Annotated in this window: 12 protein-coding genes; 1 reads left to right on the top strand and 11 read right to left on the bottom strand. The window is 58.7% G+C overall.

All coding sequences use genetic code 11. The features are described from left to right. Positions 1–3 precede the first annotated feature (3 nt). The 7 genes from carB to lspA all read right to left on the bottom strand — a co-directional run bounded on the left by carB (position 4) and on the right by lspA (position 9,381). A complete protein-coding gene (gene carB / locus ACFO3S_RS14400) occupies positions 4–3,222 on the bottom strand; it encodes a carbamoyl-phosphate synthase large subunit (RefSeq protein WP_378097221.1) in 3,219 nt (1,072 codons plus the stop codon). Beyond that, positions 3,209–4,354: a glutamine-hydrolyzing carbamoyl-phosphate synthase small subunit gene (gene carA, locus ACFO3S_RS14395; RefSeq protein ID WP_378097218.1), complete on the bottom strand. Its 1,146-nt coding sequence runs from the start codon at positions 4,352–4,354 to the stop codon at positions 3,209–3,211. Before carA ends, carB begins: the two co-directional genes overlap by 14 nt. A 12-nt stretch (positions 4,355–4,366) precedes the next feature. Next, positions 4,367–5,671, bottom strand: coding sequence for a dihydroorotase (locus tag ACFO3S_RS14390; RefSeq protein WP_378097215.1), 1,305 nt, complete (start codon positions 5,669–5,671; stop codon positions 4,367–4,369). 32 nt (positions 5,672–5,703) lie between these two features. Beyond that, positions 5,704–6,243 carry a bifunctional pyr operon transcriptional regulator/uracil phosphoribosyltransferase PyrR gene (pyrR, locus tag ACFO3S_RS14385; RefSeq protein WP_378097289.1) on the bottom strand — a complete coding sequence of 180 codons (540 nt, stop codon included), beginning with the start codon at positions 6,241–6,243 and terminating at the stop codon, positions 5,704–5,706. A gap of 296 nt (positions 6,244–6,539) precedes the next feature. Continuing rightward, positions 6,540–7,793: an LL-diaminopimelate aminotransferase gene (locus tag ACFO3S_RS14380; protein WP_378097211.1), complete on the bottom strand. Its 1,254-nt coding sequence runs from the start codon at positions 7,791–7,793 to the stop codon at positions 6,540–6,542. 114 nt (positions 7,794–7,907) lie between these two features. Further along, positions 7,908–8,885 carry an RluA family pseudouridine synthase gene (locus ACFO3S_RS14375; RefSeq protein WP_378097286.1) on the bottom strand — a complete coding sequence of 326 codons (978 nt, stop codon included), beginning with the start codon at positions 8,883–8,885 and terminating at the stop codon, positions 7,908–7,910. Beyond that, entirely contained in the window at positions 8,836–9,381 is a 546-nt protein-coding gene (lspA, locus tag ACFO3S_RS14370; protein ID WP_378097208.1) for a signal peptidase II, read from the bottom strand. The genes ACFO3S_RS14375 and lspA overlap by 50 nt, the downstream gene beginning before the upstream one ends. A 192-nt stretch (positions 9,382–9,573) precedes the next feature. Here lspA and ACFO3S_RS14365 point away from each other — a divergent pair, with 192 nt between their 5' ends. After that, positions 9,574–10,329, top strand: a complete 756-nt coding sequence (locus tag ACFO3S_RS14365) for a TraR/DksA C4-type zinc finger protein (RefSeq protein WP_378097205.1) — start codon at positions 9,574–9,576, stop codon at positions 10,327–10,329. A gap of 42 nt (positions 10,330–10,371) precedes the next feature. Here ACFO3S_RS14365 and ACFO3S_RS14360 read toward each other — a convergent pair whose 3' ends face one another. The 4 genes from ACFO3S_RS14360 to ACFO3S_RS14345 all read right to left on the bottom strand — a co-directional run bounded on the left by ACFO3S_RS14360 (position 10,372) and on the right by ACFO3S_RS14345 (position 15,740). Further along, positions 10,372–10,779: a DUF5665 domain-containing protein gene (locus ACFO3S_RS14360; RefSeq protein ID WP_378097202.1), complete on the bottom strand. Its 408-nt coding sequence runs from the start codon at positions 10,777–10,779 to the stop codon at positions 10,372–10,374. A gap of 170 nt (positions 10,780–10,949) precedes the next feature. Continuing rightward, a complete protein-coding gene (gene ileS / locus ACFO3S_RS14355) occupies positions 10,950–14,033 on the bottom strand; it encodes an isoleucine--tRNA ligase (RefSeq protein ID WP_378097199.1) in 3,084 nt (1,027 codons plus the stop codon). A gap of 353 nt (positions 14,034–14,386) precedes the next feature. Further along, positions 14,387–14,872, bottom strand: a complete 486-nt coding sequence (locus ACFO3S_RS14350; RefSeq protein ID WP_378097197.1) for a DivIVA domain-containing protein — start codon at positions 14,870–14,872, stop codon at positions 14,387–14,389. An 82-nt stretch (positions 14,873–14,954) separates the two neighbouring features. After that, complete coding sequence (locus tag ACFO3S_RS14345; protein WP_378097194.1) at positions 14,955–15,740, bottom strand: YlmH family RNA-binding protein; 786 nt, start codon at positions 15,738–15,740, stop codon at positions 14,955–14,957. Positions 15,741–15,745 lie beyond the last annotated feature (5 nt).

Here is a 15,745-nt window from a genome sequence, read left to right as displayed (position 1 = left end):
CCTCTAGTCTTGGAACGCCGGCATCGCTTCGCTCGAGAAACGCAGCGCCTGCAGCATGTTCAGCAGCGCGCGGACGGTGTCCAGCGACGTCAAGCAGACGACGCCGTTCTCGACCGCCTCCCGGCGGATGCGGAAGCCGTCGCGTTCAGGCGTCTTGCCCTTCGTCAGCGTATTAACGACGAACTGCGCCTGGCCGGTGCGAATCAGATCGAGAATGTTCGGCGAGCCGTCGGACAGCTTGTTGACGCGGCGGACTTTCAGTCCCGCGGCTTCCAAGGCGTCGGCGGTTCCGCCCGTGGCCAGCAGCTTGTAGCCCAGGTTGTAGAAGCCTTTCAAAATCTGGATCGCTTCTTCCTTGTCCTTGTCGGCGACCGTCGCGATAATCGCGCCGGAGTTCGGGATTTTCATGCCCGATCCGACCAGGCCTTTGAATAGAGCTTTCGCGTAGAAACGGTCGCGTCCCATCACTTCGCCGGTCGACTTCATCTCGGGCGTCAGCGTCGGGTCGACGCGGCGCAGCTTGGCGAAGCTGAAGACCGGCACTTTGACCGAGACGAACTCGTCTTCCGGCCACAGCCCTTCCTGATAGCCGAGCTCCGTCAGCTTTTTGCCGAGAATCGCCTGCGTCGCCAGATTGGCCATCGGGATTTTCGTCACTTTGCTCAGGAACGGCACGGTCCGGGACGAACGAGGGTTAACCTCGATGACGTACACTTTTTCCTGCCAGACGACGAACTGGATGTTGACGAGTCCGACCGTCTTCAGCTCCTTGGCGATTTTGATTGTAATGTCGATCGCCTGCCGCTTGATTTCCTCGGACAGCGACTGCGGCGGATACACCGCGATCGAGTCGCCGGAGTGAACGCCCGCGCGCTCGACGTGCTCCATGATGCCCGGAATGAGCACCGTCTCGCCGTCGCAGATCGCGTCGATCTCGATTTCCTTGCCGAGCATGTAACGGTCGATCAGGACCGGATGCTCCGGATTGATTTTTACGGCTACTTCCATGTAGGACAGCAGCTCTTCGTCGGAGTAGACGATTTCCATCGCCCGACCGCCGAGGACGTAGGACGGACGCACGAGCACCGGATATCCGAGCTCTTGCGCGGCGCCTACCGCCTCTTCCACCGAAGTCACGGTCGTTCCTTTCGGCTGCGGAACGTTCAGTTTGCTCAGCAGCGCCTCGAACCGTTTGCGGTCTTCGGCTTCATCGATGCTGTCCAGCGACGTGCCGAGAATGCGGACGCCGGCCTTGGCCAGCGGCGCGGCCAGGTTGATCGCCGTCTGTCCGCCGAATTGCACGATGACGCCAACCGGTTTCTCCTGCTCGATGACGTTCATGACATCCTCGTAGAAGAGCGGCTCGAAGTAGAGACGATCCGACGTGCTGAAGTCGGTGGACACCGTCTCCGGATTGTTGTTAATAATGACCGCTTCGTAGCCCGCGTTGCGGATCGCCCATACGGCGTGCACGGTCGAGTAGTCGAACTCGATGCCCTGTCCGATCCGAATCGGGCCGGAGCCGAGCACAATGATTTTCTCCTTGTCGCTCGGAAGCACTTCGTTCTCCGTCTCGTAGGTCGAATAGTAATACGGGGTCGTCGCCTCGAATTCGGCGGCGCAAGTGTCGACCATCTTATAGACCGGCTTTAAGCCTTGCTCGAGCCGATAGGCGCGGACGTCGGCTTCTTTCGTATAAGAGCCGGACGGATGGCCTTCGCTTCTCAGCTCGGCGATGGCGCGGTCCGTCAAGCCGTTTCGCTTGGCCTTGTACAGCAGCTCCGCCGTAAGGGCGGGCTCTTTACGAATTTCGTCCTCAAGCTGGACGATCCGCTCGATCTTGTCGAGGAACCACCAGTCGATGTTGGACAAATCCTGAATGCGCTGCAGCGGCCAGCCGCGGCGGAACGCTTCCGCGACGAGGAACAGCCGCTCGTCGTCCGCTTTGATCAGCCGGTTCGTCAACACTTCGTCGGACAGCTCGTTAGCGCCCTTCAGATAGATGCGGTGAACGCCGATTTCCAGCGATCGGACCGCTTTATGGATCGATTCCTCGAACGTGCGGCCAATCGCCATTACTTCGCCGGTTGCCTTCATCTGCGTGCCCAGCTTGCGGTTTGCGGAAGTGAACTTGTCGAACGGCCAGCGCGGAATTTTCGACACGATATAGTCCAGCGTAGGCTCGAAGCAAGCGTACGTCTGGCCCGTCACCGGATTGACGATCTCGTCCAGCGTATAGCCGATCGCGATTTTTGCCGCCATCTTCGCGATCGGATAGCCGGTCGCTTTGGAGGCGAGCGCCGAGGAACGGCTGACGCGAGGGTTCACCTCGATAACGTAGTATTGGTAGCTTTGCGGATCGAGCGCAAACTGCACGTTGCAGCCGCCTTCGATGTTCAGCGCGCGGATGATTTTGAGCGACGCCGAGCGCAGCATTTGGTACTCGCGGTCGGACAGCGTCTGGCTAGGCGCCACGACGATGCTGTCGCCGGTGTGAACGCCGACCGGATCGAAGTTCTCCATGTTGCAGACGACGATGCAGTTGTCGTTCGCGTCGCGCATCACTTCGTATTCGATTTCCTTCATGCCCGCAATCGACTTCTCGATCAAGCATTGACCGATCGGGCTGTAGCGGATGCCGTTGGCGACAATCTCGCGCAGCTCCTCTTCGCTCGGAGCGATGCCGCCGCCCGTTCCGCCGAGCGTATAAGCCGGGCGGACGATAACCGGATACCCGAGGCCGTTCGCGAATTCCACCGCGTCCTCGACCGTCGTGACGATCGTGCTCTCCGGCACCGGCTGCTCCAGCTCTCTCATCAGCTCGCGGAACAGATCGCGGTCTTCGGCGCGCTCGATCGCGTCAAGCTGCGTGCCGAGCAGCTTGACGTTCTCCTGCTCCAGCACGCCCGCGCGGGCCAGTTCGACCGCCATATTCAGCCCGGTCTGACCGCCGAGCGTCGGCAGCAGTCCGTCCGGGCGCTCCTGGCGGATAATCTGCGACACGAACTCCAGATTGATCGGTTCGATGTAGACTTTGTCGGCGATGTTCGTGTCGGTCATGATCGTCGCCGGATTGCTGTTGATCAGAACGACTTCGATGCCTTCTTCCTTCAGCGCCTGACAAGCTTGCGTGCCGGCGTAATCGAATTCCGCGGCTTGTCCGATGACGATCGGACCGGAGCCGATGACGAGAATTTTTTTGAGGTCTTTATTTTTGGGCATACAGCAGTTCTCCTCTCAGCGTCTCCGACAGTTGCGCCTGACGAGGGCGTTCCGGGTTGGCTTTCTTGTGGTCGCGAATCAGTTGCAGGAAACGGTCGAACAAGTAGCTATTGTCGTAAGGCCCCGGGGCGGCCTCCGGATGATATTGAACCGAGAAGGCGGGGTAGCGTTTATGCTTCAAGCCTTCGATCGTTTTGTCGTTGTTGTTGATATGCGTCACTTCCAGTTCCGTACCGGCGATCGATTCTTCGACGACCGTATAGCCGTGGTTCTGGGAGGTGATAAAGCAGCGGCCGGATTCCAGCTCCTTAACCGGATGGTTGCCGCCGCGGTGGCCGAATTTCAGCTTGCCGGTATCCGCGCCGCAGGCGAGCGCAAACAGCTGATGTCCCAGACAGATGCCGAATATCGGATACTGGCCGAGCAGCTCGCGAATCGTCTCCACGGCGTGCGGCACGTCCTTCGGGTCTCCCGGACCGTTGGACAGCTGAATCCCGTCGGGATGCAGGCGGCGTATTTCGTCCGCCGTCGTGTTCTGCGGCACGACGACGACGTCGCAGCCGCGCTTCGTCAGATCGCGCAGAATGCCGCTCTTCGCGCCGTAATCGATCAGCACGATGCGCTCCTGGTCGCCGGGGCTGGAGAATACGTTTTGGGTCGACGTCCGCGCGACCTGATCGCGCATCAGCGGCGTCGAGCCCAGACGCTCCATCAGCTCCTCTACGCGTTCGTTGCCCGTCGTAATGATTCCTTTCATCGTGCCGTGCACGCGAAGAATTCTCGTCAGCATGCGGGTATCGATGTCGCTGATGCCCGGAATGCCGTATTCCTTCAGCAGTTGGTCAACCGTATATTGCGCTCTCCAGTTGCTCGGCACGCTCTCGTGGCGGCGAACGACGAATCCGTGAACGTAAGGACGGATGCTTTCGAAATCGTCGCGGTTAATGCCGTAGTTGCCGATGAGCGGATAGGTCATCGTCACGATCTGCCCGCAATAGGAAGGGTCGGACAGCACTTCCTGGTAGCCCGTAATCCCCGTATTGAATACCACTTCTCCGACGGAGCCGACTTCGGCGCCGAAGCTCTGTCCCGTGAACAGCGTACCGTCTTCCAACAACAATCTGGCTTGCATTCCAATCACTCCTTAGCGGTTAATGCCGTTCTCTTCGGTCCAGACCACTTTGCCGCCGACCATAGTCATGGTCGGCCAGCCGTATAACTTCCAACCCGCAAACGGGGTATTGCGACCTTTCGACAGGAAGGTCGAGGGATCGACCTCCCGCTCGTTTTCCAGATCGATCAGAATCAGATCCGCCGGGGATCCCGCGTCCATCGTTCCGTACGGAAGCCGGAACACTCGGGCCGGGTCGCTCGTCATTCTGCGCAGCAGGAAGTCGAGACTCCAGCGCCCGGTGCGGACGAATTTCGTGTAGAGCAGCGGGAACGCCGTTTCGAATCCGACGATGCCGAACGGCGCCCGATCCAGCCCCCGCGCCTTCTCCTCCTCGCTATGGGGAGCATGGTCGGTCACGATGATATCGATTGTCCCGTCCTCCAGCGCCTGAATGCACGCTTCGACGTCTCGCGGCGTCCTGAGCGGCGGGTTCATTTTCCAGTTGGCGTCCATGCTGTCCGGAATATCCTCGTCCGAGAGCAGCAGGTGGTGCGGGCATACTTCCGCGGTAACGTTCACGCCGACCGACTTGCCGAGCCGGATCAGCCGGATCGACTGCTCCGTGCTGACGTGGCACACATGGTAATGTACGCCCGTCGCTTCGGACAGCAAAATGTCCCGGCCGACATGGATCGCCTCCGATTCGTTCGGAATGCCCTTCAACCCATGCTTGCGGGCAAAAGCCCCGTCGGTGACCGCCGCGCCCTCTACCAGCGAGTCGTCCTCGCAGTGGGCGATAATCGGCATATCGAGCGACTTGGCGAGCGCCATCGCGTTTTTCATCATTTGCGCGTTCTGCACGCCTACGCCGTCGTCCGTAAAGCCGATCGCTCCGGCTTTCTTCAAGGCCGGGAAATCGGTCAGCTCGCGGCCGAGTTCGTTTTTCGTAATCGCGGCATACGGCAGCACCCGCACGACGCCTTCCGTCCTCGACTTGTCGAGCACGAACTCGATCGTCTCCGGCGTATCCATGACCGGTCTCGTGTTCGGCATCGGAGCGATGACGGTGAAGCCGCCTCGGGCCGCCGACTCGGTGCCGCTGGCGATCGTTTCCTTATGTTCGAATCCCGGCTCCCGCAAGTGAACGTGCATGTCGATTAATCCCGGCGAGATTAGCTTGCCCTCGGCATCGATGGCTTCCGCTCCCGCCGTATCGGGCGCCGAGCCGCCGATGCGCCATTCCGCAATCGTTCCCTCCTCGATGCGCACATGCGCGATTTCAAGCTTCCCCGCTTCCGCGTTCCACCTGTTGGCGTTTATGATCCATGTCGTCATCTATTCCTGGCGCCTCCTCTGTTAGGGTAAGATTACCTTCCGACCTCCGCTTCGCGCGGATGCAGGATCGTAACGCAGTCGGTCTCATCGATTTCTCTGAGCGAGACGTCGATTTTCTCATGCCGCGAAGTCGGCACGTTCTTGCCGACGTAGTCCGGGCGAATCGGCAGCTCGCGATGCCCCCTGTCGACGAGAACCGCCAGCTGAATCGATTGCGGCCTCCCGCAATCCATCAGCGCGTCCAGTGCGGCTCGAATCGTCCTTCCGGTATAGAGCACGTCGTCGAACAGAATGATCCGCTTGTCGGTGACCAGCCGTTTCAGCTCTTCTCCCGGTTCGGCTGCGCTCGCTCTCGCAGCGGAAGGGCGATCGTCCCGATAGCGGGTAATGTCCAACTCCCCGACGGGAATCGGCTGACCCTCGATATCCAGAATTCGATCGGCTACGCGATGCGCCAAGTAGACGCCTCGAGTCCGTATGCCGATCAACACGCAGCCTTGGATGCCCTTGTTTTTCTCGACCATCTCGTGAGCAATCCGGGTAAGCGCCCGCCGAATGGCGGATTCGTCCATAATGACACGCGAGTCCGTCAACCCGGCCCCTCCTTCACGCGAGATTTGCACACTAAAAAACCTCCCTGCGAATTCGCAAGGAGGTTACAGCCAGACGCGGATATCCGAAGACAAGAGATGCGGATACATGTCCATCGTTCGACCCCAAGCCGAACAATGAGCATGCTCGTACGCATGTCCCGGATCGTTGTCAATTCTGCGCCACCTTGCCAGTCTCTCTGGACTGATTTAAAGGTACCCGTTCATTAACAATGATTATCCCACGTTCGACATGAAGTGTCAAGGAAATCCGAAGCTTAAAATTCGAATTGAACGTCGGTCAAACGGCGCTTGATCTCGTCGATGACGCGAGCTTCTTCCGCTTCGCCCTGGGCGATGAAAGTGACCGAGAAGCGGACGAATTTGCCGGCGTCGTCCCACGGTACGGTGGAGATCAGCTTCTCGCGAATCAGATATTGCGAGAAATCTTCACCGGAATCGAACCGCTGTCCTCCGACGATGCCTTTCGGCGCTTCGACGTACAGGAAGAAGGAGCCTTTCGGCTTCTCCGCGCGGAAGCCGATCTCGTTCAGCGCGGCGACGAGCATGTTGTGGCGTCGGGAATATTTCGCCGAGATCGCCTCGGTAATCTGCGGATTGGCTAAACCGTAGGCGGCCGCTTTCTGAATGGCGATGAATTGCCCCGAGTCGTTGTTGTCTTTCACGTCCCCGAACGCCTTGACGACGAGCGGGTTGCCGGCGATAAAGCCGATTCGCCAGCCAGTCATGTTATAGGACTTGGACAAGGAGTGCAGCTCGACGCCCACGTCCTTGGCGCCCGGAACGGACAGGAAGCTGAAAGGCTTTACTCCGCCGTAGGTCAGTGCGGCGTAAGGAGCGTCGTGAACGACGATCACGTTGAACTTCTTCGCCCAGGCCACCACTTCCTCGAAAAAAGCCCTCGTCGCCACAGCGCCCGTCGGATTGTTCGGGTAGTTCAAGTAGAGCAGCTTGGCCCGTCTGGCGATTTCTTGAGGAATCGCCTTCAGGTCCGGAAGGAAGTCGTTTTCCTTCGTCAGTTGAACGTTGTACACTTCGCCGCCCAGATATTTCGTATGCGTGCCCATGACCGGGTAGCCCGGAACCGTCATAATCGTGACGTCGCCCGGATTAATGAACACCGTAGGCAGCATGGCCAAGGCAGGCTTGGCTCCGATCGTATGCAGAACCTCCGTTTCGGGATCGATGCCGTCCACGGAGAATACTTCCTTCAAATAAGTCGCCGCCGCTTGCTTAAACTCGGCGATTCCGTTGTCCGCATAACCGCGGTTCTCCGGCTTGGCGGCTTCTTCCGCCAGTTTGGCGACGATGCCCGCGTCGGCCATCTCGTCCGGTTCGCCGACGCCCATATCGATGAGCTCGACGTCCGGGTGAGCTTTCCTGGCCGCCGCTTTCGCCCGTTTGATTTTCTCGAATTTATAAATGTTCGTATCTTTGCCGTAATTGGCGCCGCCGATTCTGTTCGCGAACTGCTCCTGAATGTAAGTCGACTGGTACTGTTCCACGCTCATCCGAGACACTCCTTGTATCGTTACATGTTAACAAGCCTCACACTCAAACTATGAACGATATGCCGGAAGACTGCCATGGATTTTTGCACCGATCATTTGCAGTTATCGCAGGCGTTAGCGGCTCCTTAAAATCGCTAGCACATGCTCCATATCCTCGGGAAGCGGAGCGGAGAACTCCATGTATTCTCCCGTCCTCGGATGCTTGAAGCCGAGCACCTCCGCATGCAGAGCTTGGCCCGACATGCCGAGCGTCCGGCCGCTGCGGCCGCCGTAGACCGGATCGCCGACCAGCGGGAAGCCGATGTACTTCATATGCACGCGAATCTGATGGGTGCGTCCGGTCTCCAGCCTCAGCTCCAGCAGCGTATACTCGTCGAACCGTTCGGCCACCGTGAAATGAGTCACGGCGCGCTTGCTGTTCTTCTCCGTGACGACGTACAGCTTGCGGTCATGGTTGGCTCGCCCGATCGGCGCGTCCACCGTCCCTTTATCGTGCTGCAAAACGCCGTATACAAGCGCGCGGTATTTACGGGTGACGGTATGCTCTTTCAATTGCTCTGCAAGCGAAGCATGCGCCAGATCGTTCTTCGCGATCATGAGCAATCCGGACGTGTCCTTGTCGATCCGATGCACGATTCCCGGTCGCTTCACGCCGTTAATGCCGGATAGATCTTCGCAATGATGGAGCAGCGCGTTCACGACCGTCCCGTTCGGATGCCCCGCCGCCGGATGAACGACCATTCCCCGCGGCTTGTTGATGACGATGACGTCGCTGTCCTCGTACGCGATGGCGAGCGGAATATTTTCCGGATAGACGTCCAGCGGCTCCGGCTCCGGCGGCGAGATGCGAACGACGTCGCCGGCGGCAAGCTTGGCGTTGGCCTTAATCTCCGCTCCGTTTACGGTAACCGCCCCGATGCGAATCCATTCCTGAATTTGCGATCTGGAAACGGACTCCTCCTGCTCCGCCAGCGCTTGAGCGATATGCTTGTCCGCCCGTTCTCCCGCTTGGCCGTCTTCGACGACCCATTCGAAATCGTCCTCAGACAGACTGCTGTTCAGCCGGCGGATCTTGCTGGGATTGCTCTCCATTGCCATTGGGTTTATTCTCCTGTTTCATAGTTAGCAGCGCGTCCAAAATAACGAAGCCGACGCCTACGCAGATTCCGGTATCCGCTAAATTAAAAATCGGGAACGTGTACGATCCGAAATTGAACTGCAGGAAATCGATCACTTCGCCGTAAAGCGCCCGATCGAGGAAATTGCCGACGGCGCCGCCCAAAATTGTCGCCAAACCGACAAGCAGCAGCTTGCTTCCCGTACGATAGGAGCGGTGCAAATACCAGAGAATGCCGCTGACGACCACGACGGTAATTACGATGAAAAACAGCCGCTGCTCCTGCAGCATTCCGAATGCCGCTCCTCTGTTGCGGATGTGGGTAATCATAAAGAAATCGCCGATTACGGGAATGGTCTCCGTGTTCAATGCGACCGTGCGGTTAATGATTTTCTTGCTCGCGTAGTCGATCAGAAATACGATGACCGCGATTGCGTAATAAGCCCCTATCGGCCAAATCCGTCGTTGCATTCCTTTTCCGCCCTTCGTCTCTTTCTCCTGCCTGTTGATTTTATCATACCGTCAAGCGGAGCGTCCACGAAGGGCAAGTAAAAATCGACAAAACCTCCAGACAAGACCGTCCTTAAACGCACTTAAAACTCGATTCAACCGAGAAAACTAAAGCCGAACGAAACGTCAGGCGTATTCCGTCAGAGGGAGTGGATGAGGGTGACGAAGCATCTCGATCAGAAAACATTCCAATCGTTAAGACGCAGGCTGATCCAGGAAAGATGCGAGTTGGAGCGGCGCGCGAAAGAAAACGATCATTTCGGTCTTTCCGCCTCTTATCGCGATTCGACCGGCGAGCTTTCCGGCATCGATAATCATCCGGCCGACGCGGGAACGGAGATGTTCGAGCGAAGCAAGGATCTGGCCCTCCTGGAAAAAGAGGCGTTAAGGCTGGATCGCGTGGATGCCGCCCTGGAACGAATGGATACGGGAGAATATGGACGGTGCGCCGCTTGCGGCAGGTTTATTCCGGTCGAACGGCTCGAAGCGCTGCCCACGGCAATTTACTGTCTTGAGCACGAGCCTCGGCAGAAGCCGGCGAACGATCGGCCGGTCGAAGAGCCGTTCCTTGCTCCTCCGTTCGGCCGCACCAGCTTGGACGACCGAGACGACCAGAACGGCTTCGACGGGGAAGATGCGTGGCAGATCGTCGAGTCGTGGGGGACGTCCAACACGCCGGCTCTGGCGGAGGACCGCCATATCGACGACTACAACCGGATGGCGATAGAAGCCGGCGAGAACGACGGATACGTCGAAGCTTACGAAAGCTTTGTCGCCACCGACATCACCGGCCGCCACCTCTCCGTCGTCCGCAATGACGCCTACCGCCGGTATATGGCCGACAACGAGGGAGATCCCCTGCTCGAGCCCGATGAGCGGATCGAAGAGCCTACAGACTCCTATACGTAAGACGCTCTGCTGCGCCAGCTCAAGCTGGCGGCCAGCCGAAGCTCAATACGGATTGATCTCGAGCTGCCGCTGAACGATCCGCACGATGTCGGCGATATAATCACCCACAATCGGCAAATTCAGCGCTCCGAGCAGCTGAAGCAGGTAGACGATCGTGGCGGCGAAAAACGTAAAGCCCAGCGCAATGCCGACGCCGCGGGCCGTTCCGGCGATGAAGTTTCTGAAAATGAGCTGCCAGGGACGATGCATGAGATTGACGTATTCCTTCAACTGCGCCTTCTCCATATCGACGGACAGCCGCTCCAGCTTATCGGACAGGAACAGAAGCGTTCCTCTCAAATCCTGGGTCTCCTCGGCCAGCCGCTGCGGCGCCGGTTCGTTCGGCGGCTTGGAAGCTAGCTTGACCTGGATCGAATTCGGATTCCCCTTGTTTTTCGAATGGCCGCCCATGGCGCATGCCTCCTCAGCTTAAACGCCGTATGCAAAACGAGCCCGGCTCAAGACGGGACGCTTGGTCCCGTCTTGAGCTCTGGAGCTCGTCTTCTCGTTTTCCTTATTATGTTTAGCATACTGACGGAAGAATTATGCTTCCGGTCCGCCGCCGCTGCAAGGACGCCGCCTTAGACGATCGCGACGCCGATCGTTTTCTCGCCGGCTTGCACCGCTTCCGTCGTCTCCGTCTTGCCGAACGAAACCGAATGAACCAGCACGTTCTCCTTAAGCACATGATCGAAAGCGCGCAGCGCCGCTTCCAGTTCGGCGTCCACGTCGAGCACGAGACCGATGCGCTGCTCGATCGGCAGATCAAGCTTCTTGCGCGTATCCTGAACGGCGCGAATCACCTCGCGCACCCAGCCCTCCTGCACCAGCTCCGGAGTGATCTCCGTGTTAAGGGCTACGGTCAATCCGCCGCCGGATGCGGATGCGAAGCCGGTCTTCGCTTCCTTCTCGACGAGAATTTCCTCCAGATCGACGGTCAGCGCCTCGCCGTCCGGCGATACGAATTCGAACTTGCCCGCCTGAACGACCGACCGCGTCTCCTCGCTGGACATCGCCTTGAACGCCGCCTGAATCGGTCCGACATTTTTGCCGTACTTTTTGCCGGCCACTTTCAAATTCAGCTTCAGGTTGAAGTTTACGAAGCCGCCGTCGTCTTTCACGACCGTAATCTTCTTAACGTTGATTTCGTCCTTGACGATATCCTCGTAACCCGACAGATCGAAGCCGTCGCTTAGCGACACGAGCAGCTCGGACAGCGGCTGGCGGGTCTTGAGCCCCGATTCGTTGCGAATGTTCCGGGCCAGCTCCACGACGCCGCGCACGGCTGCCATCTCGCGCTCCAGCCCGGCATCGATCGCCGCCGGGTCCGCCTGCGGATAATCGGCCAAATGCACGCTGCCCTCTCCGCCGAGATTGCCGTAGATGTCCTCGGCGACGAAAGGCGTATACGGCGCGATCAGCTTGGACAGCGTCAACAGCACCTCGCCCAGCGTCTGGTACGCCGCCAGCTTCGTCTCAGTCAGGCCGCTGCCCCAGAACCGGTCGCGGGAGCGCCGCACGTACCAGTTCGACAGCTCGTCGACGAACGTCTCGATCGCTTTCGCCGGATTGAGGAAGTCGTTGGCGTCCAGACCTTTTACCACTTCCTGAACCAGCGTGTTCAGCCGGGACACGATCCAGCGGTCCAGCTTATGCTCCGATCGGATTCTCGCATGCTCCGCAGGGTTGTAGCCGTCAATGGAAGCATATAGCGCATAGAACGCGTGCGTGTTGACGAGCGTATCCACCACCTTGGATTTGGCCTCGCCGACGATGCCTCTGGAAAACCTTTTGCTGTTCCACGGCGCGCTGTCCGCCAGCAGCGACCAACGGAATGCGTCCGTGCCGAATTCGTCGATGATTTCCCAAGGATCGATCACGTTGCCCTTGGACTTGCTCATCTTCTGGCCGTTCTCGTCGAGCACGTGTCCGGTCGAGATGACCGACTTGTACGGCACTTGGCCGTTGTACAGCGTCGATACCGCCAGCAGGCTGAAGAACCATCCGCGCGTCTGGTCGATCCCCTCGCAGATGAAGTCCGCCGGATACTGCTCTTGGAACTTCGCCTCGTCGCCGTACGGATGAAAATATTGCGCGAACGGCATCGAGCCGCTGTCGAACCAGACGTCGATCACCTCGGAAGCCCGGTTCATCGCGCCTCCGCATTCGCAGCGCAGATGGATGCCGTCCACGTACGGCTTATGAAGCTCGATCGTTTCCGGCACGTCTTCAATCGCCAGAGCGCGCAGCTCGGCAATGCTGTGAGGCGCCTTCTCCTTGCCGCAGCTTTCGCACGTCCATACGTTAAGCGGCGTTCCCCAGTAGCGGTTCCGGCTGATGTTCCAGTCGACCAGATCCTCCAGAAACTTGCCGAAGCGGCCGTCTCTCAGATGCTCCGGATACCATTGGATCTGCCTGTTGTTCTCGATCAGCTGATCCTTGACCGCCGTCGTCTTGATGAACCAGCTTTCCGTCGCGTAATAGAGCAACGGCGTTTTGCACCGCCAGCAGAACGGATAGCTGTGCTCCATCTTTTCCTTGTGGAACAGCAGGCCGCGCTCCGACAGCATCTTGACGATGTCGACATCGCAGTCCTTGACGAACCGGCCGGCCAGGTCTGTCACTTCCGGCGTATATTTGCCTTCGTTGTTAACGACCATCAGCATCGGAATGCCGTGCTGGCGAGCTACCCGATAGTCGTCCTCGCCGTGCGCCGGCGAGATGTGCACGATCCCCGTTCCGCTCGCGTCGGTGACGTATTCGGCGTCAATGACGCGATAAGCGTTGTCCACCCGGACGTACGGGAAGATCGGCTCGTACGTATGTCCGACGAGCTCGCGCCCCTTCACGGTGCCAAGCGTTTCGTATTCGTCCTTCAGCACCTTGTCAGCCAGCGCCGCTGCCACGACATACACCTCTCCGTTCATCTTCGCCCGAACGTAGTCGAGCTCGGGGTGAACGGCCAGAGCCACGTTCGCCGGCAGCGTCCAAGGCGTCGTCGTCCAGGCGAGCACGTAGTCGCCGCTCTCCTTCAGCTTGAACTTGGCCGTCGCCGTCAAATCCTTGACGTCCTCGTAGCCTTGGGCGACCTCGTGCGAGCTGAGCGTCGTCTGGCAGCAAGGACAGTACGGGCTGACGCGGTGGCCGCGGTAAAGCAGGCCCTTCTCGTGGATCGTAGCCAGAATGTGCCAGACGCTCTGAATGTAGTGATTGTCGAGCGTAATATATGGATCGTCGAGGTCGGTCCAGTACGCGATCGCTTCGGTCAGCTCGCGCCATTGGCGCTCGTACTCGAACACGCTCTCCTTGCACTTGAGGATGAACGGCTCCACCCCGTAGTTTTCGATCTCCTGCTTGCCCGAGATGCCGAGCTGCTTCTCTACGCCGAGCTCGACCGGCAAGCCGTGCGTATCCCAACCGGCTTTGCGGATAACCCGGTAGCCCGCCATCGTCTTGTATCGGCTGACGAAATCCTTAATGACGCGCCCGAGCACATGGCCGATGTGCGGCTTTCCGTTGGCTGTAGGCGGCCCTTCGTAGAAGACGAAATTCGGCCTGCCCTCCCGGTTGGCGATCGAGCGGCGGAACGTATCTTCTTTCTTCCACTGTTCCAGAACTCGCTGCTCGCGGGCTCTCGCTTTTTCCTTGACGTCGACTCTTTGCATGATTCTCATCCTTTCCGTTACCTGTGAAAACAAAAAAAGACCCGCCCCTGCGAAGGGACGAGTCGAGCTCGCGGTACCACCCTTGTTCCGCTGCTCGCCGGAAGATCCGGAGAGGCGGCAACTCAGCATCCGATAACGGCGGACGGCCGGCCACGCTTAATGGCCGCAGCAAGCTAGCGCGGCGTTCGGCAGGCGTCTCGGGGAGGATTTTCTGCGCGTCCCTCGCGTTGGCTCGCACCGACCGCCAACTCTCTGAGCTCAGGCAATTGCGCTTACTCGTTCCCGTCTGGGACATTGCTGCGATACATCGTCTATTCTTGTTATACTTTCCCGAGCTCCATTTGTCAAACCGCTTAGGCTTCGATCCCCCGGGATTCGCGTCCTTCAAGCGATTCCCAACCGTCCTGGGACAGCAGCTCCATCTGGGATTCGATCAGTGCGCGGAAACGGGCTCTGTAGATGGTTGCCTGCTTCTTCAGCTCTTCGACCTCCAGGGCGATCTTGCGAGACTTCGCCAGCGCGTCGTTAATGATGCGGTCGGCGTTCTTCTCCGCTTCTTTAATGATCAGATGAGCTTCCTTCTTCGCGTTGTTCCTCAACTCGTCCGCCGCTTCCTGTGCAACGATGATCGTTTTGCTCAACGTCTCCTCGATGTTGGAGAAATGGCCCAGCTTATCCTGCGAAGCGGCGACCATATTTTGCAATTCCTTGTTCTCGCGGATCATCGCTTCGTAATCCTTGATAATCTGATCGAGAAACTCGTTGACCTGATCTTCGTCGTAACCGCGAAGGCGGCGGGCGAATTCTTTGTTATGGATGTCCAGTGGGGTCAGTGGCATCGGTGCACCTCCTCGGTCCTAAATTCCAAGCAGCCTGTTCACATTCCAATTCGACGAAAGCTGAAAAATTCCTTCTGCCCCGCTATACAAATTTCCCGATGCGAACCCGGATTCTGCCGCTTTTCGACACGCCCTCCACGTCGAGCACCTGAAATCGGCCGAAACCTTTCATGGATACGACATCGCCGACCTTTAGCGGATGCGAAGGATCCTCCACCGGCTTCCAGCTCACTTTGCATCTCCCTGCTCTGATCGGATCGACGATCTTCGCCCGGCTCAGCCGGAAAACGTCGCTCGCAATGCCGTCAAGCCTCATCGAGGCAACGGAAATCACCTGCTCCTCGAGCTGGGCTCTCGTTTCGCGAAGCTCGGAGAGCGGCCGCACGGATACGCGTACGTCGACCCGATGCGCTTGCTTCATGTGTCCGAGCAGAAAATCGCCGATTTCCTCGGCAATCAACGCGTGGCATCCCGAATCGCTGACATGGAGATCGCCGATCTTGTCGCGCTTGATGCCCAGTCCGAGCAGTGCGCCCAAGTAATCGCCGTGATCCAGCTCGGAGATTTTGCGATCGTCGGAGGAAATGTCCAGGACGACGATGCCCATATCCTCGTCTTCGAGCGGTCGGTAATCGGGAGCGACCAGCGCCCGCTTCCTCTCGGCATGAGGACTTCCGCCGTCCAGCCTCACCTGGGCGTCCGGCTCCCGATTCGCCAGGGCAAATAAAATATGCGCCTGGCGCGGGTCGAGAAAATCCGTCCGCTTCGTCTCGTGACGTTCGGCGGCTCTTTCGACCCACTCCAAGGCGCGATCCACGAATGCTTTTTCATCCGGATGAAAATGCTCGTAAATACCCGTATGCGACATAGCAT

This window comes from Cohnella hongkongensis, from assembly GCF_042654645.1.
GTDB classification, from domain to species: domain Bacteria; phylum Bacillota; class Bacilli; order Paenibacillales; family Paenibacillaceae; genus Cohnella; species Cohnella hongkongensis.
Note: the sequence above shows the minus strand (reverse complement) of the source record. Positions and strands in the feature narration are given on the sequence as shown.